Annotated in this window: 18 protein-coding genes; all 18 read right to left on the bottom strand. The window is 37.7% G+C overall.

Annotated elements, in window-relative coordinates; genetic code table 11:
- Nucleotides 1-8: 8 nt before the first annotated feature.
- Nucleotides 9-1,298 (bottom strand): nucleotide sugar dehydrogenase, encoded by a 1,290-nt coding sequence (locus QVC79_RS10100; RefSeq protein WP_124318135.1) that lies wholly within the window; start codon nucleotides 1,296-1,298, stop codon nucleotides 9-11.
- Between the two features lie 106 nt (nucleotides 1,299-1,404).
- Complete coding sequence (locus tag QVC79_RS10105) at nucleotides 1,405-1,800, bottom strand: WbuC family cupin fold metalloprotein (RefSeq protein WP_087422402.1); 396 nt, start codon at nucleotides 1,798-1,800, stop codon at nucleotides 1,405-1,407.
- Nucleotides 1,801-1,864: 64 nt separating this feature from the next.
- A complete protein-coding gene (locus QVC79_RS10110; protein ID WP_124317171.1) occupies nucleotides 1,865-2,836 on the bottom strand; it encodes a Gfo/Idh/MocA family protein in 972 nt (323 codons plus the stop codon).
- 114 nt (nucleotides 2,837-2,950) lie between these two features.
- The gene (locus tag QVC79_RS10115) at nucleotides 2,951-5,878 is read right to left on the bottom strand and encodes an FAD-binding and (Fe-S)-binding domain-containing protein (protein WP_270593392.1); all 2,928 of its coding nucleotides are present in this window, start codon (nucleotides 5,876-5,878) and stop codon (nucleotides 2,951-2,953) included.
- 139 nt (nucleotides 5,879-6,017) lie between these two features.
- Nucleotides 6,018-7,151, bottom strand: a complete 1,134-nt coding sequence (locus QVC79_RS10120; RefSeq protein ID WP_270592984.1) for a Wzz/FepE/Etk N-terminal domain-containing protein — start codon at nucleotides 7,149-7,151, stop codon at nucleotides 6,018-6,020.
- A 1-nt stretch (nucleotide 7,152) separates the two neighbouring features.
- Nucleotides 7,153-9,519, bottom strand: coding sequence for an SLBB domain-containing protein (locus QVC79_RS10125; RefSeq protein WP_270592983.1), 2,367 nt, complete (start codon nucleotides 9,517-9,519; stop codon nucleotides 7,153-7,155).
- 179 nt (nucleotides 9,520-9,698) lie between these two features.
- Nucleotides 9,699-10,670 carry an MraY family glycosyltransferase gene (locus QVC79_RS10130; protein WP_270592982.1) on the bottom strand — a complete coding sequence of 324 codons (972 nt, stop codon included), beginning with the start codon at nucleotides 10,668-10,670 and terminating at the stop codon, nucleotides 9,699-9,701.
- The gene (locus tag QVC79_RS10135) at nucleotides 10,667-11,569 is read right to left on the bottom strand and encodes an NAD-dependent epimerase/dehydratase family protein (protein ID WP_270592981.1); all 903 of its coding nucleotides are present in this window, start codon (nucleotides 11,567-11,569) and stop codon (nucleotides 10,667-10,669) included. The genes QVC79_RS10130 and QVC79_RS10135 overlap by 4 nt, the downstream gene beginning before the upstream one ends.
- Before the next feature lie 434 nt (nucleotides 11,570-12,003).
- Nucleotides 12,004-13,086 (bottom strand): glycosyltransferase family 4 protein, encoded by a 1,083-nt coding sequence (locus QVC79_RS10140; RefSeq protein ID WP_270592980.1) that lies wholly within the window; start codon nucleotides 13,084-13,086, stop codon nucleotides 12,004-12,006.
- 68 nt (nucleotides 13,087-13,154) lie between these two features.
- On the bottom strand, nucleotides 13,155-14,045 hold the full coding sequence (locus QVC79_RS10145; RefSeq protein WP_270592979.1) for a glycosyltransferase family 2 protein: 891 nt from the start codon (nucleotides 14,043-14,045) through the stop codon (nucleotides 13,155-13,157).
- Complete coding sequence (locus QVC79_RS10150; protein ID WP_270592977.1) at nucleotides 14,045-15,187, bottom strand: glycosyltransferase family 4 protein; 1,143 nt, start codon at nucleotides 15,185-15,187, stop codon at nucleotides 14,045-14,047. The genes QVC79_RS10145 and QVC79_RS10150 overlap by 1 nt, the downstream gene beginning before the upstream one ends.
- Nucleotides 15,184-16,683 (bottom strand): lipid II flippase MurJ, encoded by a 1,500-nt coding sequence (locus QVC79_RS10155; protein ID WP_270592975.1) that lies wholly within the window; start codon nucleotides 16,681-16,683, stop codon nucleotides 15,184-15,186. The genes QVC79_RS10150 and QVC79_RS10155 overlap by 4 nt, the downstream gene beginning before the upstream one ends.
- A 46-nt stretch (nucleotides 16,684-16,729) precedes the next feature.
- Nucleotides 16,730-17,542 (bottom strand): glycosyltransferase family 2 protein, encoded by an 813-nt coding sequence (locus QVC79_RS10160; RefSeq protein WP_270592973.1) that lies wholly within the window; start codon nucleotides 17,540-17,542, stop codon nucleotides 16,730-16,732.
- A 1-nt stretch (nucleotide 17,543) separates the two neighbouring features.
- Nucleotides 17,544-18,419 (bottom strand): glycosyltransferase family 2 protein, encoded by an 876-nt coding sequence (locus QVC79_RS10165; protein ID WP_270592972.1) that lies wholly within the window; start codon nucleotides 18,417-18,419, stop codon nucleotides 17,544-17,546.
- A 2-nt stretch (nucleotides 18,420-18,421) separates the two neighbouring features.
- On the bottom strand, nucleotides 18,422-19,507 hold the full coding sequence (locus tag QVC79_RS10170; protein ID WP_270592970.1) for an EpsG family protein: 1,086 nt from the start codon (nucleotides 19,505-19,507) through the stop codon (nucleotides 18,422-18,424).
- Between the two features lie 66 nt (nucleotides 19,508-19,573).
- A complete protein-coding gene (locus tag QVC79_RS10175) occupies nucleotides 19,574-20,446 on the bottom strand; it encodes a YveK family protein (protein ID WP_270592969.1) in 873 nt (290 codons plus the stop codon).
- 100 nt (nucleotides 20,447-20,546) lie between these two features.
- Nucleotides 20,547-21,638: a glycosyltransferase gene (locus tag QVC79_RS10180; RefSeq protein ID WP_270592968.1), complete on the bottom strand. Its 1,092-nt coding sequence runs from the start codon at nucleotides 21,636-21,638 to the stop codon at nucleotides 20,547-20,549.
- 17 nt (nucleotides 21,639-21,655) lie between these two features.
- Nucleotides 21,656-22,612, bottom strand: a complete 957-nt coding sequence (locus QVC79_RS10185) for a glycosyltransferase family 2 protein (protein ID WP_270592967.1) — start codon at nucleotides 22,610-22,612, stop codon at nucleotides 21,656-21,658.
- Nucleotides 22,613-22,967: the final 355 nt, after the last annotated feature.

The raw sequence follows: 22,967 nt of genomic DNA on the forward strand, positions 1-22,967 counted from the left end.
CATTTTATTTATAGGCTCCAGTATTTCATCAGGTGAATTTTCCCCCTGTAAATTCCTTTTATATCTCCCAATACAGCGTGTTCGTATGTCAATCCACGGAAATACTCCTCGTCCAGCTCCATGTACTCCTTATGCGCTACTGCCACGATGACAGCATCATAATTTGCCCGGGGCTTCTCGATCAACTTAAAACCGTATTCATGCATCACTTCTTCGGAATCTGCATTCGGGTCCGTAACATCTACATCCACACCAAAATCTTTCAACTCGTTCACTATATCCACGACTTTCGAATTCCGAATATCCGATACATCCTCTTTAAACGTAACCCCCATAACCAACACTCGAGCGCCCAAGATATTCTTTCCCATCCCGATCATCTTCTTCACAATCTTCTTGGCTATATATCCTCCCATCGAATCATTTACAAACCGTCCGGCATTAATCATTTGCGGATGATACTTCAGCTCTTTTGCCTTATGCACCAAGTAATAGGGATCCACCCCGATGCAATGTCCTCCCACTAAACCGGGATAAAACTTCAAGAAATTCCATTTCGTCCCCGCGGCCTCCAGCACGTCATACGTGTTGATACCAATACGACTGAAAATAATGGATAACTCGTTCATCAGAGCTATATTCACATCCCGTTGTGTATTTTCAATAATCTTCCCGGCCTCGGCCACCTTAATATTCGGAGCCCGATGTACTCCCGGTTTCACTACTAACTCGTAAACCTTAGCCACCGTTTCCAAAGTCTCTGCATCACATCCTGAAACAATCTTTACCGTGTTAGCCAACGTATGAACCTTGTCGCCCGGATTAATACGTTCCGGAGAATAACCGATCTTAAAATCAATTCCAACTTTCAGTCCGGAAACCTCTTCCAACACCGGGACACAATCTTCTTCCGTACAACCCGGATAGACCGTAGATTCATAAACTACGTAATCTCCCTTCTTTAAGGCCATTCCTACCGTGCGGGATGCCGCCAGCAGGGGTTTCAAATCCGGTTGATTAAACTTATCTATCGGGGTCGGAACCGCCACAATAAAAAACGACGCTTCCCGTAACTCATCCACGGAAGAAGTAAAATAAATATCACTATTCTCAAATGCTTCCGGCCCCAACTCATTACACGGGTCGATTTTCTTTCTCATCTTTGCCAACCGTTCCTCGTTAATATCAAAACCGATCACGGAAATCTTCTTGGCAAACTCTAGTGCTATCGGTAACCCGACATACCCCAACCCGACTAATGCCAACTTTGCCTTTTTATTTAATAACTTATTATACATACACAATAATTTAAAATGTAGAGTTTAGAATTTAGAGGAGAAAGAATCTGTAACTCGTCCAAAGCGAACGCTCGTGCGACTAAAATCTAAAATCATGAATCTAAAATTAATCAAGTCTATCTTCCGGTCCCAACGGACGGTACGGCCCATCTTTCACTTCAAAAATCACGGTTCCTTTCTCCACGACTTCCAACGTGTGCCATTGCCCGGCAGGTATATGAATACCATATTCACCTTTCAACGGATTCAAGGTCACGGACTCGGTCACCCGCTTGTCATCATCATAAAAAAACACGTTAATTTCACCGCGCAGCACGATATAAGTCTCCGCGGTAAAACAATGTCTATGTACAGGTAATTCAGTCCCCGGCTCCAAAGCATTCAACAAGCGTTGAGCATTAGCCTCCAACGTATCGTGAAAATTATAATTCATCCTCAAACGCGGACTCTCTGCGGCCTGCCGAGAAACCTCATCTAACAACCCATTATCAATAATCTTCATTTTCCCTTTATTTTTAGTTTTTACCCTTAGTTTTTATCTTCTAACTTTTATCTTTTAGTTTTTATCACCTTCCCCAACCAAAAGGATGTTTCACCAATGGCAATTTAGCCAAAGGATGATAATCCCCTTTTAAACCGATTGGGGTTGCGTGTCGAATATCATGAACTATCCCGATACAATTACGGGCTTCCTCTATACGAAACCCTTCTCCTGCCAGAATTTTCCGATAACTCTCTGTATGCAGTTCCGTGAATCCCTGACTAAATTCAAATTCCTCCCCCTCAATACGGATAGAACGGTAAGTTCTTTTCTCCCCTTGCACGGCATTTTCCGGTAAATTATCAGCATTTATACTCAAAAAATAACGTACACGAGCCTTTTCCAATCCCAAGAATCCGGCAACCCGGTCGTGACTCATCACATGTACTATATTTTCCTTCACCGGACCAAAGATCCATGACAACATATCATAAAAATGGACCCCAATATTCGTGGCAACACCCCCACTCTTCCGCTCGTCCCCTTTCCAACTCGTATAATACCAATTTCCGCGAGAAGTAATATAAGTCAAATCCACGTCATACACCTTGTCTTTCGGTCCTTCCTCGATCTTCTTTTTCAGAGCTTTTATTGACTCGTGTAAACGCAATTGCAGGATCGTGTACCCTTTATGTCCTGTCTCTTTCTCCACATCCTCCAACGCATCTATATTCCAAGGATTCAATACCAACGGTTTCTCGCAAATCACGTCAGCCCCCAAACGCAAACCATAACGAATATGAGCATCATGCAAATAATTCGGCGTACAGATTGATACCATGTCCACCCGTTCGGCTGTCTTCTTCAATTTTGAACAATGACGATCGAACAACTCCATCTCCGTGAAAAAAGCACAATTCGGGAAATAACTATCCATGATACCCACGCTATCAAACTTGTCATAAGCAGCTACCAACTGATTCCCCGTGTCTTTTATGGCTCGCAAATGCCTTGGAGCGATATATCCCGCCACGCCAATAAGTGCAAAATTTTTCATATTCATTTTATTAGTTCTTTACTCACATCTACCTTTTTGTCAAATTAAAAATTTGAACTTCAAAAATATAACATTAATACTTTACATCAAACGAAAGAAGGACGAAATTCGAAGTTATTTTTCCTTCGTACATTTCAATGCCTCGTACAAAACTTCTATCGGATGCAATGCCTGTTTCCCCGTACCATCTTTTATTTGTCGTCGGCAACTCGTTCCCGGGGCTGAAATACAAACATCCTCCCCAGCATCCCTCACAGCTGGAAACAACACTTGTTCCCCGATTTTCATGGACAGCTCGTAATGTTTTTTCTCGTACCCGAAAGCTCCCGCCATCCCACAACATCCGGAAGGAATAACCTCCACGCTATAATTCACTGGCAAAGATAACATTTCTCTAGAAGGCTCAACGGAGGCCAACGACTTTTGGTGACAATGCCCATGCAACATAATCTTCAACGGTTGATCAGTAAATTGTTCTGCCCGTATTCTTCCGGCACGAATCTCCCGGGTAAAAAACTCGTCATACAACAAGCAATTTTTTCCTAACCTCAGGGCCTCTTCCTTCAAATCATCTCCTACCAAATCCGGATATTCATCCCGGAACGATAATATACACGAAGGCTCAATACCTACCAATGGAATATTTTCTGTAACCCAGCTTTTCAACAACAGTACATTCTTCCGGGCCACCCCTTTCGCCACCTTCAACATACCTTTCGAAATGGCTGTCCGTCCACTTTCCACGTGTTTCGGTATAATAACCTCATACCCTAACCGATCCAGCAATTCGATCATCTTTATCCCGATCTCCACGTCCATGTAATTGGTAAACTCATCGGCAAACAGAAACACTCTTCCCACGATCTCACCCCTATTCTTTCGCCGATAACGACCAAGCCAATGCTTCAACGTGGTCTTATAAAGAGTAGGAATCGCCCGCTCCGGGGCAAAATGCAACATTCGTTTCAACATCCCGCCTGTCATCCGGTTTCGAACGACGGCATTATAAAACCACGGTAAGATCGTACCCAAACGCTGAATTTCTGTCAAACGGGCAATCAAAAAAGCCTTCATCGGAACCCCGCACACATCATAATGCTGTTGCAAGAACTCTGCCTTAAAACGAGCAATATCCACGTTAGAAGGACATTCTGATTTACACGCTTTACATGAAACACAGGTATCTAACACTTCTAAAATCTCCCGCTGATCATATATCTTTTTCGTTTTCGGACGAGTCATCAACTCCCGTAACGTATTCGCCCTAGCCCGTGTCGTATGACTCTCTTCTCTCGTAGCCCGAAAACTCGGACACATCGTACCACCAAAAGCATATGATTTCCGACAATCTCCCGAACCATTACATTGCTCAATAGCACACAACCAACCTTTTTCCTTTGAAAAATCAAAATAAGTGCGACACGTCACGTTCGAATCCCCTACCTCATATCGAAGAGAGGTATCCATGGGCGGCGTATTCACAATCTTCCTCGCATTAAAAATACCCTCCGGGTCCCAACAAGCTTTAGTCTCCTGCATCAAGCCATACACCTTCTCCCCGAACAACAATGGAATAAACTCCCCTCGTAAACGTCCGTCACCATGCTCTCCACTTAAAGAGCCGCGATGCTTTTTCACCAACTTAGCCGTCTCTTCCGCCACACGCCGGAATAACACCCGGTCATTCTCCTCCTTCAAATTCAACACGGGACGTAAATGCAACTCACCCGTACTGATATGTGCATGATACACGCACTTCAATCCCAGTCGTTCCAGCATCTCCCCGAAATCCTTCATATAAGCAGGTAACCGTTCCGGAGCCACGGCTGTATCCTCAATCACGGACACGGGCTTCGCATTCCCCGGCATTCCGGACAACAACCCTAGTCCCGCCTTCCGTAAACTCCACACCCGATTAATATCACTCCCGTACACTCGCGGGAAATGATACCCATACCCGTGCATCTTCATATCTGCTTCGATCTGGTCTGCCACCCGATCCACCTCTTCCCTACTTTTCTGTGCCAACTCAACAATCAGTATTGCAGCAGGATCACCTTGAACGAAAAAACGGTTCTTATTTTGTTCTATATTTCCTTTACTTAGTTCTAATATATTCTGATCCATTAACTCGATAGCCACCGGGTGGTGTTTCAATGCGACCAGATTCCCCTCAAACGCCTCCTCTAATGTCCTGCAATGTACACAAATTACCGCCTTTTCTTTGGGTGGTAACGGGACAAGATTCAATTTCAACTCGGTCACAAATGCCAGAGTTCCTTCTGATCCGGCTAATAACTTGCACAAATTAAACTTTTCCTCATAAACAACATCAAAGTAATCCGAGTACAACAATTGATCAATGGCATACCCAGAATTTCTTCTCCGCAAAGCCGGGTCCGGAAAATGTTGAATAATCTCCTCTCTATTATTTTCCAACATCTCCACAGAACACCTGTATATCTTTCCCTCCAACGTGTCTTCCGCCATTTTATTCCTCACCTCATCTTTCTCCATTCCCTTCAACCAAGCCTCCTCCCCGTCACTCAAAATAACTTTTGCCTCCAGAAGATGATCCCGGGTACTCCCATACACTAAAGAATGAGAACCGCACGAATTATTTCCCACCATTCCTCCCAGACAACAACGATTAGAAGTAGAAGTCTCCGGCCCAAAGAACAATCCCAACGACTTTACCTGCATATTCAATTCATCCAGCACTACCCCCGGTTCAACCCGAACCCAATGCTCTTTTTCATTTATCTCTAGCACGTGATTCATATACCGGGACACATCAACGACCACCCCATTCCCTACCACCTGCCCCGCTAAAGAAGTTCCCGCGGCACGGGGAATCAATGTAATCCCATTTTTTCTGGCAAACTTGATACATTCCTTCACGTCCGAGGCATCCCGAGGATATACAACAGCCAATGGCATCTCCCGATAAGCCGATGCGTCTGTCGCATAAATCATTTGATGAAGAGAGTCCGTCATCACTTCTCCCTTCATATTTCGTGCTAACTGTTCAAAATCAATCATTTTCAAAGACTATCAAATATTTTATCACACGTCCCGGTCCCTACGTACCGCAAAGGTAAAAAACTTCTCACAAAAAGAGGTATGCCAACACATTTGACACACCTCCTGTAATATGAAAACCGGATCCCCGGTTACAAACTTATTCCTTTATAAACCGTTTCAATTTATCATTTCCAAAAACATTAGCCACGAAAGGTAATGCCAAAACTGTACCCACTCCAGCAAAGCCTCCCAAGAACGTAAACAACACGCAAATCAATCCCCTTTTAGGTTTAGAACGTTCAATCGGAACTACAACCGGTTCCACGATCGTCAAAATCGGTGTGGTTTCATTCACGGCAATCTTAGCCTGTTCCATCTGTTTTGCCAACTCGGAATACACGCTATAAGCAAGATTATACTCATTCGTTAAAGCCTCCTCCTGAGTCTTTGCCACGGCAGAAGAAAAACTCTTGTTCGCATCTCTGAAACGAGCCAAACTATCCTGCATCTTCTCGTAACGTTTTTTTGCAGCATCATATTGTTGCTCCACGAAAGTCAAATTTGACTTCACCTTCTCGATTTTAAAATCCGTAATATACGTCTGTAACAACTCTTGAGCCCGTTCAGCCAACTGAGCTACAGCCAAAGGTTCTCCCAAGGACGCAGACAATTGCACGTAACCGTCTTTATCATTCACGTTCAAAGAAATCATATCATTCAACATCTCCGACATCTTCTTCTCGTCCTTTGAAAGAGACTGAATCGCACTTCCCTGCCCCGCAGAAATCATCGTTGTATCTTCTCCCCGAATTGCATTTATAATCACTCCCGGTAAACCAATCGTGTATTTCGCAATTGTACCTCCCAAACTAAATTTCTGGTACTCATCCTTTGTATAATAATCCAATAACGTGATCGGTTGATCATACCCTTCAAACTTCAACGGGGTCGCCATCAAATCCTTCTTAAAGGGAATACTTGCCACAATTTTAGGATAAATTGTCGGAGATAAAACTTCTCCACCAGAAGCCCCACCTAAATTAATTCCGACCATGGATGCCAGTCCACTCAAATTTCCACCGACTTTCTTATCCCCGGATTGAGGGACCATCGTACATCCGGCAGTATATTCTTTCGGACTAAACAGGGCCACGAATACCCCTAGTACCATAAACACGACTGTAATCTTCAGTATCAGTTTCCGGTTTTTCCACAACTTCCGGACCACCTCGACCAAATCAATTTCTTCCTCCTGTGGCATCTGATTTGCCTGCTTTACTTCCTGTTCCATACTATTTCGTGTTGTTAAGAATTGCAGTAACCATTGCCGCTATCGAAGTCGTTGATGATGCCAAACTCAAAATTTCCGGTAAGCCCATCCGATTTTTGTTCATGGATTTCAACGGAACTATAATCTCGCATCCCGGCTCTATCTTTGTACGATTTCCCTTGCATACGGCAAGCGTCCCGTTTGGATAAAGCACATATGCCCTTCGTTTTTTCGCATCAACACTATACCCTCCGGCATTTTCCACGTAATCCTTATATTTCATTTTCTTGTGATAAGTTACAGCATTAGGATGCATCACCGCACCACTAATCTTAACTGTATTCACGTAATTAGAAACGTGCAACACATCACCTTCACGAAGTACCAAGTCTGCCTCACCTCCCGGATTTTCCAATGCTTTTTTTAAATCGATTCCCACGTAATAAACCTTTTCCAAAGACATACTATCTATCACTAAAGAATCACGACTGGAATGTTTAGCTAACTGCAAAGCAGAACTAACTCTTGCCAATTCATCAGCATTCATCCGACGCAACAAACGAGCCCCATTCACGTAGGCTTTGGAAGTAACCCCGCCAGCCCGTTTTACAATATCAGAAAGACGATCATTGGATGAACGCTTTGCGTATACACCAGGGTAAAGAACCTCGCCATTCACTGTCACGTTCTGCTGTTCACGGTATCCCGGGGAACGACGAACATATATCTCATCAAAAGGTTCAAGTGTAAATTCAGGATCTCCCTCCACAACCAAACCATTCTTCAAACCAAATGTAAATAATTCAGCCTCAGCCGGAGCTTCCTCCGTACTATTAGGAGACTTTATTCTTCGGGAAACATCCACCCGTACCATAGAGGCAGACTCCAACAAACCACCGGCTTGTAACACTGCATCCTCCAACGTCATATTATCCACGAAAGGATATTTTCGAGGATTCTTCACCTCTCCCCGAATGTCAATCACGTAATCTCCCCGCAATTCTGTTGCTGAAGGTACATACAAACGGTCATTCTTTTTCAATGGAATATCGTCGATCTCACCCCTTAACAATTTTCCCAGATCAACAGCAAGCATTTCTTGACTTAAATCCTCTTTCTCTCGATATAAAATAGTTCTATTTAAAAAGGCATCTTCCCGCGGTCCTTCCACCACGTTTATCAAATCCTTCACTGTCTTTATGGAATTATTTATCGCGTAATTTCCGGGACGATATACCGCTCCTGTCACGGTTACGCGATTTTCGTATCGACTTATGATCGGATCAATCATAACAGAATCACCGTCAGCCAACGTAAAATCAACAAAATCTTCGTTATCTACAGTATATATTTGAAACTCGGAATCTCCCTTACGGCTCACATTCACATTCTTCTTGTAAGCATCACTAGTAAATCCCCCAGCATACTCCAATAATTTACTCAGACTCTCCTCTCCCTTCATCTCGTAACGCATCGGACGTTTCACTTTACCAGCCACAGTGACAATTTTCTCGTAAGTACCCACGTTAATCAAATCACCATCCTGCAAAGTAATATCAAAACTATTATTACCATTCATGATATAATCATAAACATCCACGTGCTTAAAGGCTTTTCCATTCCGATACAACACGACATCCCGCAAAGTTCCCACGTTATTTACACCTCCTGCCGCATACAACGCGTGAAACACCGTTGCCAAAGAGGGTAACATATAGGTCCCGGGCATGACAATCTCCCCCATCACGTTCACTTGAATACTTCGAATTTGTCCCAACGACACTTTCAAAAATGTTGATGGATTTTCTGACGCTAAATCTGAATATATACGACTAAACATCGTTTTTAAATAAGAAGATGCCTCTTGAATCCGTTTTCCATTCAAATAAATCGGCCCTATATTCGATACGTTTATACTCCCCTCCGGGGATATCACCTGCCGAACAGTCGCTTCCGAATTTCCCCATATATCAATGATAACCTCGTCTCCTGGCCCCAACACATAATTCTCCGGTGTAGGAATATTCAAACTCGGTTCAAAAGTTAAATTTTTATTACTAAACAAATTCCGCCCGAAAATACTATTCTTATCCCCTTCTGTAACCAACACCACCTCCCGATTCTCTAACGAGATAGTCTCAATACGCTCTCTATTCTCTTGAGCCAAACCTCCCTGCTTTCCTGCATTTTCTCTTTCGTAATTCTCCTTGATTCTCAACACCTGCTCTTTCGTGACGCCTTTTTGCGATAACATCAAAATAATCTCGTCTTGACTTTTTCCTTGAGCCTGTGCGGACTTCACGGCTTCAATAACTTGCGCATCGGTCATCTGCGCACAAGCAATTCCCGTGACGCCAAGCATAAGTACAATAAAAATTAAAAATCTCATATTACTTTTTTTGAATGTTTTTTATGCAACCATCCCACAGGTTCATCTTTCTTGATTCACAAATCAATCCTGATAAACCTATATGCCGGATCGGCCACAAAGATACAGCATTAATTGAAAATCGAAAATCGAAAATCGAATTTTATTATAGTTTTCAGTCTATAACGTCTCTTCAAATCTCATACTTGCTCTCGTAACGCATAAAATTTACATCTCAAAGGCAAATAAACAGCCACCAGCACCACCATAGAAATAATAAAATAAATCAATGTATACTCGGGAAGATATACCAACACCAACAAATACCCCAAATTAACAACAGCCTGTACCCCCATGTAGATCAAAGAAACAGGCAAATGAGCAAACTTTCCCTCGTTAGCTAACAACTGGTATAAATGTTTCCGGTGTGGTTGTCCGATGTTCTCTTTCAACAAGATACGATGGATAATCGTCAGCACCCCATCCACCCCATAAACTGCCAAAAACACTAATGCAGACACGTATCCGGTATGCATTATAAATCCACCCAACAAAAAAAGTATAATAAAAGCCATTGATATGGCTCCTACATCCCCGGAAAAACATTTGGCACGAGAACGGAAATTATAAAAATTAAATACCAGCAATGATAGTATCACCACGGGAATAAACCCCGCCGGCGCTATCGGGAAAACAAACGCATTGATTCCCCATAACGCCAACATGGCAACCAGACTATATCCTCCGGTAATGCCGTTAATACCATCCATGAAATTATATATATTGAGTATGGCTAACCCAACAAATAAAGCCACAACCACATATCCCCACGAGACCTCGTGGACTCCTAACTGCAACAGCAGCAATAATAAAGAAAAGGTCTGGATCAAAAGACGAACCTTTGCAGAAAGCGGGTGCATATCATCAATAAAACTCACCAAAGCCACCAACGTCAATCCGCATAAAAACCAAGGTGCAAAAAAATCAAAAATCAATCCATGTACAAGTACCCCTAAATAAAAAATCACCCCACCTCCTCGTAGGGTAATTGTATGATGAGAACTCCTTGCATTAGGAACATCCAAAATATTATATCTCTTGGCAATCTTAAAATAAATGTTCTCCAGCACGAAAAGGAGCAGGAGAACAAATCCATAGATCCAATTTATCATTTCTGTTGCTTAAACGATTCAACCATCTCTCGAATCCCATCCTCCAAAGTATAACGAGGCTCGTAACCGATAGCACTTAACGCTAACTGACGATCAATAACCACATCTCCCCAGAGTTTCTGATAAAGATCAGGACGAACCTTCTCTACCAGTTTCAAGAATATAGAAGGAGAAGGTAAATTTACCGTGTGTACTCCCAATTGACGAGAAATTTCCTCGACCACGTTACGCGTAGAATAAGGAACTTTATCCGTCGGATAGAATACACCCTCAACCTCTTTCTCCACGGCTAAATGAATAAACTCAACCAAATTTTTTACATTAATAAAATCACGACTATTCCGGGCAGAACCGAAAGGCAGCGGAATATGCTTATTTACCAAACGAATCAAACGCAACATATTACCCGGAGCCATTCCACCCCCGTATGCCATCGGCGGACGAATAATCGCAGCCTTAAACTCCCGGTCGCTCATTGCCATTAACTCTTTATCTGCTTTAAGCTTAGAACTTCCGTAATAAGTCTGTGGTCTTTCCGGTGTTGTCTCAGAAATTCGACTGGCACTACCAAACACGGCTATCGTACTCATCTGCACAAACTGGCCTACTCCAGCTTGTTTTGCTTTTTGAGCTAATAAACAAGCCATCCGATAATTCACATCATCATAAAGTTCTTGGTCTTTCACTTCCGGACGATGTACGATAGCTGCAAAATTTATTACCGCATCAAACCCTGAAAATGCTTCAACGGGCATATCTCGAAATGCTTTCACAACAATCTCTTTCTCGTACCCGGTCGGTCTGCGACTGTAACACGTGATTGAATCCGTTGATACATATTTCCTTATAAATTGCCCGGCAATAAAACTATCTCCTCCAATAATCAATATTTTTTTCATTCCTTGATCCATTTAAAACGGCATAAACCTCCAACTTGCCCACATACATGAGCATCATTATCTATCTCATATTAGCGTGTTTATAAACAGGATACGCTCTCTCCTCTTATCTCGCTCCCCTTTTACGTCGTATAGACCTCAGATGTTTTATTCATTCTCATATAATTAATAATAGTGTTGTGTGTGTTGTTTTTAATCAAGATGCAAAAGTACATCAAAGGTTGCGTCACAAAATGATGTTTTTTTGTTTTTAACAACTTCTTAACAAGTTAGACGTCTTGTCAAAAATCATTTAAAAATATAATATTCACACACGCCTATCAGTAGTAATTATTTAAAAGGAAAACTGAAATTATACCCCCAGTTACGGGAAACAAACATTTACAAAACTTTACTAATATAATAATTTACAATAACACTCAATACTTAATATCCTATTCCTCCTTTAATAAAATTCGCTTTAATTGCTCATATGATCTCCCCCAAGTATATTGCTTTATATTAACATTGCCATTCACTGCCAAACGACAACGCAAGTCGGGATCTTCAATTAATCGAATGATATTATCCGCCAAAGATTCAACATCTTTCACAGGACTAACCAATGCTGTTTCTTGATGATGAGCCATTACCATATAACCTCCATTATCAGTGCAAGCAACAGCGCATCCACATTGCATTGCTTCTCCTATTGTCAAGCCCCACCCCTCCGCATGGCTCGCACCAACATAAATAGCCGCCTCATTGTAAAGCCTGTTCAAAGTTCCCTTGTCTGGCATTTGATAATAAATATACCAATCAGGCAGATCTACAGGCTTTTCATACACACCAAACAAGTTTACCGTTAAAGTCGGATACTTTTTCTTTACGATTTTCAAAGCTTCAAAAGCATCTCGAAAACCTTTCCATTCTAACTCGTGATATAACATAACAACTCTCATCGGATCTCGCTCCCTAATTTCGATTGTTATATCGAACATATCAAAATCAAAACCATTCTCAACAACATCAACAGATTCCTGTAAACTAGTTGCAATATCTTTTAGCCAGGGAGCAATTACGATTTTATGTAATGGTGCTTTCCAAGTTCCTAACAGACGCTTCTCATCGGGACAACTCCACTTCTCATAATGCTGAATAAAATAATATTTATTACTAACATCAATCCCCTTATAATTTATCAGATACTCCGCAGTTTCCCATGATGTCGCAATATAACAATCTGCAATAGGAATATTTTGTTGTGCAAGAGAATACACCCATTTTTGTTTTACTTGTTCATTTACGCTAAACCATCTATCAGGTAGATATGCTTTAGTCCGTTTTAATTGCCAATAATAATGCCAACGACGGCATCTATATATAAATGATTGCTCTTCAGGAAACAGTTGGGCGGCATAAACAAGATGGACAAGAAAACCATCCCCAGCTAACCGATTAGCATACTCATAGACAACTTTAAATCCTCCGACAGGAACACTTGCAGAACAAGGAAGCAAAAAAACGACACTTTTCATCCCAATTAATTTTACAACAAAGATACAAGAAGATTTGTAACTAGAAAAATAACAAAATCATACATTAACTAGAAATTTTTCAAACGATATTTCCAAATCTTCAGTAATTCCCTTTCTTTACGAAAAGATGAAAAATATACGACATGAATAAGAGCATTTATTCCATAAATTATTTGACAAAGTAAAAATATAATACGACTCCGAGACGTCTTCCTTAAATAAAGTCGACGTGATTGCAAAAACATATTTTCTCTATATTCCTTTAATTGAACACTTTGTCCTTCCAAGTGAATGATGCGAGCATCAGGAACACTCATTACATCATAGCCCATTTTACGAATACGAAAAGTCAATTCAGTCTCCTCGAAATACATAAAAAAATCCGGATCAAAATACCCTGCTTCATCTAATACGGATTTACGAATCATCATATCTGCCCCTGTCACATATCCAACATTCAAAGGTTTCTCTGTATGATTAAAAAATAGATTATTACCATAACGCCTAAATGATAGACGTTCCCCGAATAATTGGTCGACCTCACTATACAAAGAAGGTAAATACATCAAATATGAATGAATAGGTTCCAATTCCTTTGTATACAAATTACCCCCACAAATGGCAACATTTATATGGTTATCCAAAAATTCACTTAATATTTTCACAGCATTATTCAATAGAATCGTATCTGGATTCAACAGAAAAACATTTTTCCCCTTAGCTATTTTTATCCCCTCATTATTAGCTCTACCAAAACCGACATTTTCCAATAACGAAAGAAAAAATACACGCTCACCATAACGACTTTTACATATTTCACGCGAATTATCTGAAGAGTTATTATCAACAACAATTACCTCATAAGAAATATCATTACACTTTTCAAAAAGCGAATCTAACGCATTTACTAATAAATGAATTGTATTGTAGTTTACTAAAATAATCGATACATCTATCATTATCTATCGAACTTTAAATTTTGAGAAACTTGATATTCCCATGAAAATTTTTCAAACAATGTAGAAGAAGGCATTGCAGACTCCTTTAATTGAACTTTCTCATCAATTATCGCCTGTAATTTAACAGCCAAAGCATTTACATCCTCTTGCTCCAAAAAATCACCATACCCATACGAGATTGCTTCTTCCGCAAAACCAACTTTTGTTGAAAGCATATAATCCCGGAAACGAAACGCCTCCATCAATACAATTCCAAAACTTTCAAAACGTGAAGTAAAAACAAAAACTTTAGCACGATTATACCATTCCCACAAAACTTTTTTATCATAAATCGGCCCTGTAAACAAGACCACATTCTTCAAATGAGGATTATCTTGAAAAAAAGAATTGATATACACTCTAAAATCGTTCTCATTCTTTTCTATTGGTCCAATAAATACAACTTTCCATCCTTTCAGATCTATCATCTTTAATGCTTGAAGAAACATTTCACTATTTTTTTGATAAGAACCAATACGTCCAACTGTCAAAAAAATATTCTCTTTTTGAGATAATGTTTTTTCTTCCATATGCAAATTCCCTAAAATATCCTCATCAAATCCATTCAACATTAGGGTAAGTTTATCCTTTACACTTATACCAAAAACAGGCTCACACAAACGTTTGTAATCATCTTCTATCTCAATAGATATCTTATCAATCTTTTTCAACAACTTTTTAAACCAATAACACAAAATCTTTACTTTCCAATTATTTGAGCGACATAATTGTTCTTCTTGTGCCAAAATTGCCAACCCATCTGCTTTTACATATAAGATACCAGACGGATGCAATAGCTTGTATGTCAATCCCAACAATAATGTTCCATAAGAAAAATGGAATAACATCAATAAATCTATTGACCACGCATGCCAAAATAGATAAAAGAATTTAGCTAACAACCCTTTTTGCCGCAAAGGATGTAAGTTTACTCCTCGCCACTCCTTGGGCATTGTTTTATTTGTTTCTGTTGATCCATATACGATATTAACTGCATATCCCAATACTCGACCTAAATAAAACGGAGTTAAAAAAACATCTTTACCCAAATGCTCCTCTTCAATACTATTGAATATTAGAGTTAAATTCTTTTTACGTTTCATATCTTCCTACCCATTAAATTCTTCAGATATTTTCTGATATTAAATCCAAATATTCCACTCACAGCAATAAATAATAAACCGAGAATCATACCTGAAATAAACAAGCTATAGAAAGGCCTTACATCTTTCAAAAGAATATTTAAACCTACCAAAAGAACTACAAGCAATAACAAACATAAAAAGCATTTGACAAAATAGTAATAAACTTCTCTAGGAACATCCAGTTTTATTAACTTTAACATCCACATTGCTGCCACCATATGAGTTACAAACAACGAAATTGCAAATGTATAAACTCCCATATACCGGAATAACAACAAATTTATTATAATCATACCAACTTGTGTCATCATTCCATAAAACGCATACTTTTTCCCCTCATTCTGTGCCAATAATGTAAGTCCAAATAAGAGATAAAAAGCAACCCCGACAAAAGATATTCCATACAATCGAGTTATCTCCGCAATCTCTTCCACGACGGGTAATGTCATATCCCCACGTAAATAAAGGAATTTACACAAAGGTATAGATGCCCCAACTAAAATTGGAACTGTCAAGCATAAAATTATAAATACTACTTGAATATTTTGTTTCAAATCACATCGAAAATTTTCAAAATGCCTCTTTGAAAAATGAAGGGCTAAAACAGGAACCATCACCGAGGCGAGGATTCCTGACAACACTGATTGCAATATATCTGTAAACTTTCTTGAGTAATCCAATGTCGACACGACACCTTCTCCCAAATAATTTGCCAAACTACGCTCCAATAATCCGCTACATTGCCCAGCAAAATAAGGTAAGAAGAATGGTAAAGCAAATAACACAAAAGGACGTACATCGCTCCAGTTTATACTAAAAAGACGAATTCTAATATTGATTTGTCTTGTTCTTATATAATACATAATAACAAGCAATAACAAAATAATGCTGATATATTGCGACACAACCAATGAATAAATACCAATCACCGGAGCGAGAAATATAATACAGATCAAATTTGCGATTCCAGAAAAGAAACCAACAATTTCCGGAATATAAAAATAATTATAAGCATTAAGAACACTAATCCCAATACTTGTCATCTGATTAATAACAAACGTCGGGAGCAATAAAAACAACATTTTAACAAATATAGCACTATGCTCTGTCGCTAAAGAAGGAGCAACAATACCCATCAAAGGATAACGAAATATAAAGAGTAAAATAGAGATCAAGATTGTTACAAATATCATAAGAAGAAGTAATTCGCTTGTCTTCCTTAAAGCAACTGGCTCTCCTTCCTGCTCCCTAATAAAAATAAATTTTGTACGAAATGTTTCATTAATTGGCCCCCAAACAGCCGAATTTACAGTAGCAATAAAAGCAGAGACCAAAATCCACACATCACGTCCAATACTAATTCCAAAGAATTTCGCTGCCAACACTAATGTTATAACTGATATTCCGGTTCTTAGTAAACGTAATCCAAACAAGTAGGTCGATATTTTTCTCAAATTTTGAGTCATTTTCTTTACTTAAATTTTTTCACTTACATATACTCTACTTTATGTACTTCTTTTTTATTGCTTGATTTATCTTTCGTCTTTCTTTATCAAAAAACCACCCCCATTTATTCAAATAATAAACAGCAGCTTTTACATGAATCCAAAACAATCGCAAATTCTTATGAGATCCTTTCTCAAAATCATGAATAATAGTTATTTCTGGAAAATAAACAGTCCGGTAATGTTGAAATATTCTACGATTTAAATCAGTATCTTCACCATACATAAAGATCCCTTCATCAAAAACCCCAATCTCTCTTATCACCTCTCGTCGTAAAAACATAAAACAACCAGATAAATAAGGGACATCCATGATATGATCGTATCCCGTAAATCGCATTTCAAAAAAGTAATCAATCCTAGCCCGAATTTTATTAAACGGGAGAAACATCCGAATAATCCAATCCCGAGGAGTCGGTAACAACTTACATAAATACTGCAAATTACCATCAGGATATACAATTCGGGGCATACAATTTCCGATATTAGGATTTTCTTCCATAAAATGATATAGTTTTTCTAGCACTCCATTCTCAAAACGAATATCAGGATTTAATACCAAATGATATTTTCCCAACTTTGAAATATCCCTCATGATAATATTATGAGCTGCTCCGAAACCTATATTAGCATTATTATAAATATACTCAACCCGAGGATCATTATACCACTGACGTATCGTATCATCAGGAGAGTTATCTATTATATACAAAAAAACATCCATACCAGTATTTAAAAAACTGGTAACGGCAGCATCTAAAACTTCCTTTTTATTTTTATAAGTAACAATCGAAGCTGTAACTAACATATCACTTTATAATTATTGTCCTTGATAAAAGTACTGATAACCGGGTAAAGAAAGAAAACCAATAGGCACAAGCTAATCTCCATCTTCCCGTTATCAAAGCAATCCCTCCCCCTGCAATAGCACGTAGACAAACAAGACATCCTTCTTTGTAGAGTTTATGCTTACACAACATATACACTAGTCCTCTCCCGTAATTATTAAATCTTAAAATCAATTCTTTGAATTTCAATTTACTATACTTCAATGATGGTGAGGGATGAAAGTTATAAACTTTAGCCGTATAATGAAATTCATCATATTCTAATGCTCTCAAAAAATAATCACCATCTTCACCTGCCCCATATTTTGCCCCGATACCCAACTGCTCATCAAAATATCCTACTTTATAAAAAGTATCTTTAGACAACATTAATCGCACACACCCCACGAACAATACATCTTTCTTTTTTAATAAAGCCCCATCTGCTATATTATAATTTGAATAAGTTTCTTTTGTATCTCTACATAAAACATTCAAAATTGTATTACCTAGAATAACACTTTCATATAAATCAAAAAAAGAAGAATCAAAAGTAGTGTCATCATCTGGGAATAATAAATAATCAAACTGAACATTATGATTCACAATATATTCAATTCCGATATTTCTTGATCGAGAAGAAGAGACTTTGTTATTCAAGGAAATCTTTTTTATTGTCAACAACCCCGAACCCTCAATCAATCCATCTTTTTCCAAAGACATATCAACAAGAACAAGTAAAATTGAATACCTTCTATTACTCTCAAGCAGGCTATTTATTAAATCATTTACCACTTGAGTCTTCATAAAAGGCACAATCATCACAAGATTATAACAATAAGATTTCACTTCTGTCATATTTAATTCTTTAATTTTCTCGTTGATAGCATATAAAAGAACACCATTAATTCAAATATAAATAGAAATATTCCTATGACAAATAATGTTTTCAATTGTAATGCCTCAACGTTAAAGGTATAAGGAAATATCGCACTATTGTTACGAACCAAGTAATACAAAATAAAGTAACACAAACAATATTCACCCACAAAAAGTGTAAAATAAGTCTTATTTTTAGTTTCTTTTAATTGTTTGTATATAATTGGTATCAAAATAACCGGAGCAATATCGAAATACCATGCGATTCTCAGTACTAACATATTTCCCGGGAACAATATCCCCAAACATATAGAAAACAAAAGTAAATTCAAGAATATTCTCTCTCGCAACCCACACTTATTCAAGTCATTTATTGCTAGAAACATAACGAGTAATATGATTGGAAAAACAACCTTAACCAAGCCTAATAAACTCCTTCCAGAAACAAATGTTGATTGCAAATAAAATTGATACCGCTCCGGCAACAGAACACTAAGAGACTGCAATATGGATGTCATATCAAAAGAAGTCAACAGCAAAGATAATAATATACATACAAAATACATATACTTTTTTACTGGCAACATGGCTAAACATATCCAAGGTACTATCATCAATATTGAAATATGAAACATCGAACAAATTAAAAGGAAAAAAATAGTTCGGATATATTCCTTATTAGACAAATAATATAATGCTAGCAAAAAAAATGGAACTGCCATATATTGTCTCACAACATTCAAACCATTAAAATAAGCTCCTAAAAATACAAATAAAAATAATGACATCACCCATGAATCCGACAATACGCGAAATGCAATACAAGTAAAAAAGATCACAAAAAGTGATGTTACAACAAAGAAATATTGAGGATCTGTAAATCCCCAAGAATTAAGAACATGCACGAGTCCTTTCACTCCTACTTCAAACCTTTGCAAAGCCTCCGGATCTTGTATTATAGAAACATATTCTGCATAATCATATCCCACATTCACTCTAAATGCAGCCAATATGAATAAAACAACTGCTAATACAATTCCCCAGATATTAATTTGATCTTTCAACATTCATTCAACAATTTATCCGCCCGAAGATGAAACTTTCCAAAACTCTTAAAAACATTCTTAACAATCTTATTTATACCCAGCATGTAAATAAGCCTTTAAAAGTATCACATTTACCGCTACCATAAATCCAATGAAAGCAAATAACAACCCCAATACGCTTAAATGAGAAAAGAGGCCACCTGGAACCAATTCTTTTGTAATACGATCAGGTTTTAACATGAGTAAATCACTATCTTTTTGAAAAAGCTGCAAATCTGCGATTTGAGACATTAAATTCAAACTCGAATTATATAACATCTGACACTCATTTTCCAATCGGGCAATCTCCATACGATCAATAATCGTCACATTTTTTCTATTCAAAAGATCTTGCAGATACTTTGACTTTTCTGTCAAGGTTAATAATATCTGTTCTTTTTTTCTATCTAACAAACAAGACTCTAGCTCCAACTGATCTTTCTGTAGTTCTATAACATAACTTGGAAACAATTCCTGAATCTTTTGCAACAGTTTTGTTGCAAAAACATCATCTTCTGAAGTAACAACTGACAAATTAATATGTAGAGAATCAAAAGAATTTATAATAACCGGCAAGGATATAACAGAACTTTCTAAAACTCCAGCAGTAACAAGCTCTTTCAAAAAAATAGAATCAGAGATAGCTTTAGAATAATCAACTCTTACTATTTTCCACGGTATTCGTTCACATGCGATCCATCTATCTTGATGCCCCTTTCCTTCCAATTGGTATTGTAAAACAAACCCAGTACTGTACTTATAAAGTTGTGGTTTCTTCGTAACCTTAAATACAATAACCCCAAATCCAACAAAAAGTAAAGTTATAATGATAATCAGCCACTTCTTATTCCATAAAAGCAAAATAATAGTTTCAACATTAAAATCAAAATTCTCTGCTTTATTCATTCTTTTACCATTCATAAACGTTTATTAATTAATCAACAAATTGCTTGTAAAAGTAGGCAAAATAAGTAGCCTTACCAAACTTTATTTTTAAAACAAGAAAGCATCCCATTCTAATTTAAATCTTCCTCATAAAAGATCGAAACTCATTCAACGAAATTTTATAATCATATCGTGTTTTGTATTCCTTGCGAGCATAAATACCATGTTGCTCAATCCAATCATAGTCTTGTTGTATCTTCCCTATTGTTTCTATAAATTCAGTTGCAGTATTACACAATGCCCCAACCTTAGCCGGATCTGTATCGTACCCCTCAAAAGCCTCCTTTGTCCCTAATATCGGTTTACCATACATTAAAGCTTCTGCAGTCTTTGTTTTCATTCCACTACCCAAAAAAATTGGAGAAATAACAACATCGGCCTTTTCATACCATGTTTCCAAACAATCTACAGTTCCAACTACCTGCACATTATTCTTCTCTAATCGTTCACGCTCCATTTCCAAGTCTTTACCCACTATATACAACGTAACATTCTCTAAAAAGGGCATTACCCCATCTACAAACCAGAGAATTCCATGTACATTAGCAAAAAAATGGGAACCAACGAACAATAATTTCAATTGAGTATCCGTTTTTCTTCCCCCGGAATTTCGGCATTTCAATTTATCTTCAAAACTAGTTGGTAAAATCAAATCTGATTTTCGATGATAAATACGCATTAACTCTTGAGCATCCCGCTTATTTAATACAATTACCTTATCAACCTCTTTGATCATCCTTCTTTCATAAACATATGCCAGAAAACTTTGCAACAAATATTTAATACCTCTTGTTGCTTTATACTCTTCCTTCGCATAAATATATTCTACATTATGAAAAAAAGATAAGATTACCATATCAGGAAACTTCTTTCTAATTGCATTAGCAAAACAACTAAACAATGAATTACTAATAAAAACAATATTAATCCCTTGCTGCTCGATAATTTTCAGAACATCTCGAATATATTGTTTAGTTATTCCAAAATAAAGGCCAGTCAAACGATTTTTCAATTTCACAAAACGAGTTTCATCATTTGCATATTCAAACTCATATACAAACAAATTATCTTCATAGATATCATGCAACAAATTATAATTTCTACGATTTATGACAGCACCTCCATATTGATATTTCATGCTGTTTGTGATATACAACAATTTATCCATGATATAAAATTAGAATTTCAATGGAAATAATACCTTAACCCTCTTACCACAAAATATAGTTTATAAAGATTGATCCCTTTTTTAAACCAAGACAAAATCAACCAATGTGCCCAATTAAAATATGACAAATATTTTCTCTGGTAATAAGAGTCATAAATTCTTTTTACTAACAAATTTCCCCGATCAACCCCGCCTTGATTACAACTAGTTAATAAACACCGTAGGTTAATTATAGCGATATCATCAAAATACTCTTGATACACACCTTTTCTTTCAAAAAATGACGTAATATATTCTGCTGCAACCAACGCATCTTTTGCGTGTTTTAATGTCGGAGATTTAGTCGAAGCACTCGGTCGCTGGTAATAATGATAACCATAATAATCACTTTTAGCTATCGTTCGGGCATAAAAAGCCAATTGTAACATTCCTGTCATATCTTCTGCCATACTCAAAGTATCAGGAATGATCATCTTTCGACAAACAGAAGTTTTTATTAATTTCATGCATAGACTCCATAATTGCTTACCATGCGCTAACTGATGAATAAATTCTTTAGATGAAATCGAATCGAAACTGCTAGATAAAACAGGCTCATCTTTAGTATCACTACTAAAATAAACATTACCTAAAACAATCTCTGCATTTTTCGCTTTTGCACATGAATACAAACGATCCAAAGTCTCATTTTCTAACCAATCATCCCCATCCAAGAAAAAAACATATTCTCCCTGAGCTTGCTCGAGTCCAACTCTACGACAAGAAGTCACTCCTCCATTTTCTTTATCTATAACTTTTACTCGAGAATCCTTTGAAGCATATTCCTCCAATATTTTTAAAGAACCGTCTTTACTACCGTCATTTACAACTATTATCTCCAACTCCTTATAAGTCTGTTCAATTACAGAGTTTAAACAACGTCGGATATAAAGTTCTAAATTATAAACCGGAATAATTATAGATAATGTAACCATGTCTAATTATAACTAGATTCTGAGATTTGTCACAAAAGTAGTCATTTACTTGATATATTAAGTACCTAGCCTTAGAAAAAGTCTGAATATTCTAAATAGACTCATACCACAAATCAAACAAAGATATCCCACCTTTTTCCTTACGTTCAACCACCTCTCAACCGTTACTCCTCACATTTAAAATCGTTATCCCGCCACCACACAACGATCCCATGACGTAAGAGAAAGCGACCTGTAAGGCTCAAGAGATAGTTAAACCATAGAATTAAGGTAATACTACCTTAGAAATAAGCATAACAAGTGAAATTGCAGTCAAGAAAATATAGTATCACTCAAATTCGACCCAAAAGAAGTA

Origin of the sequence: Butyricimonas sp. (genome assembly GCF_019423355.1) — a bacterium.
Taxonomy (GTDB): domain Bacteria; phylum Bacteroidota; class Bacteroidia; order Bacteroidales; family Marinifilaceae; genus Butyricimonas; species Butyricimonas faecihominis.

Coding starts and splice junctions, on each gene's coding strand:
- QVC79_RS10130 (WP_270592982.1), bottom strand. CDS start 10,670: ATGATAAATTGGATCTATGGATTTGTTCTCCTGCTCCTTTTCGTGCTG.
- QVC79_RS10120 (WP_270592984.1), bottom strand. CDS start 7,151: ATGGAACAGGAAGTAAAGCAGGCAAATCAGATGCCACAGGAGGAAGAA.
- QVC79_RS10115 (WP_270593392.1), bottom strand. CDS start 5,878: ATGATTGATTTTGAACAGTTAGCACGAAATATGAAGGGAGAAGTGATG.
- QVC79_RS10100 (WP_124318135.1), bottom strand. CDS start 1,298: ATGTATAATAAGTTATTAAATAAAAAGGCAAAGTTGGCATTAGTCGGG.
- QVC79_RS10150 (WP_270592977.1), bottom strand. CDS start 15,187: ATGAAACGTAAAAAGAATTTAACTCTAATATTCAATAGTATTGAAGAG.
- QVC79_RS10175 (WP_270592969.1), bottom strand. CDS start 20,446: ATGAATGGTAAAAGAATGAATAAAGCAGAGAATTTTGATTTTAATGTT.
- QVC79_RS10180 (WP_270592968.1), bottom strand. CDS start 21,638: ATGGATAAATTGTTGTATATCACAAACAGCATGAAATATCAATATGGA.
- QVC79_RS10105 (WP_087422402.1), bottom strand. CDS start 1,800: ATGAAGATTATTGATAATGGGTTGTTAGATGAGGTTTCTCGGCAGGCC.
- QVC79_RS10135 (WP_270592981.1), bottom strand. CDS start 11,569: ATGAAAAAAATATTGATTATTGGAGGAGATAGTTTTATTGCCGGGCAA.
- QVC79_RS10145 (WP_270592979.1), bottom strand. CDS start 14,045: ATGATAGATGTATCGATTATTTTAGTAAACTACAATACAATTCATTTA.
- QVC79_RS10125 (WP_270592983.1), bottom strand. CDS start 9,519: ATGAGATTTTTAATTTTTATTGTACTTATGCTTGGCGTCACGGGAATT.
- QVC79_RS10185 (WP_270592967.1), bottom strand. CDS start 22,612: ATGGTTACATTATCTATAATTATTCCGGTTTATAATTTAGAACTTTAT.
- QVC79_RS10165 (WP_270592972.1), bottom strand. CDS start 18,419: ATGACAGAAGTGAAATCTTATTGTTATAATCTTGTGATGATTGTGCCT.
- QVC79_RS10110 (WP_124317171.1), bottom strand. CDS start 2,836: ATGAAAAATTTTGCACTTATTGGCGTGGCGGGATATATCGCTCCAAGG.
- QVC79_RS10140 (WP_270592980.1), bottom strand. CDS start 13,086: ATGAAAAGTGTCGTTTTTTTGCTTCCTTGTTCTGCAAGTGTTCCTGTC.
- QVC79_RS10160 (WP_270592973.1), bottom strand. CDS start 17,542: ATGTTAGTTACAGCTTCGATTGTTACTTATAAAAATAAAAAGGAAGTT.
- QVC79_RS10170 (WP_270592970.1), bottom strand. CDS start 19,507: ATGTTGAAAGATCAAATTAATATCTGGGGAATTGTATTAGCAGTTGTT.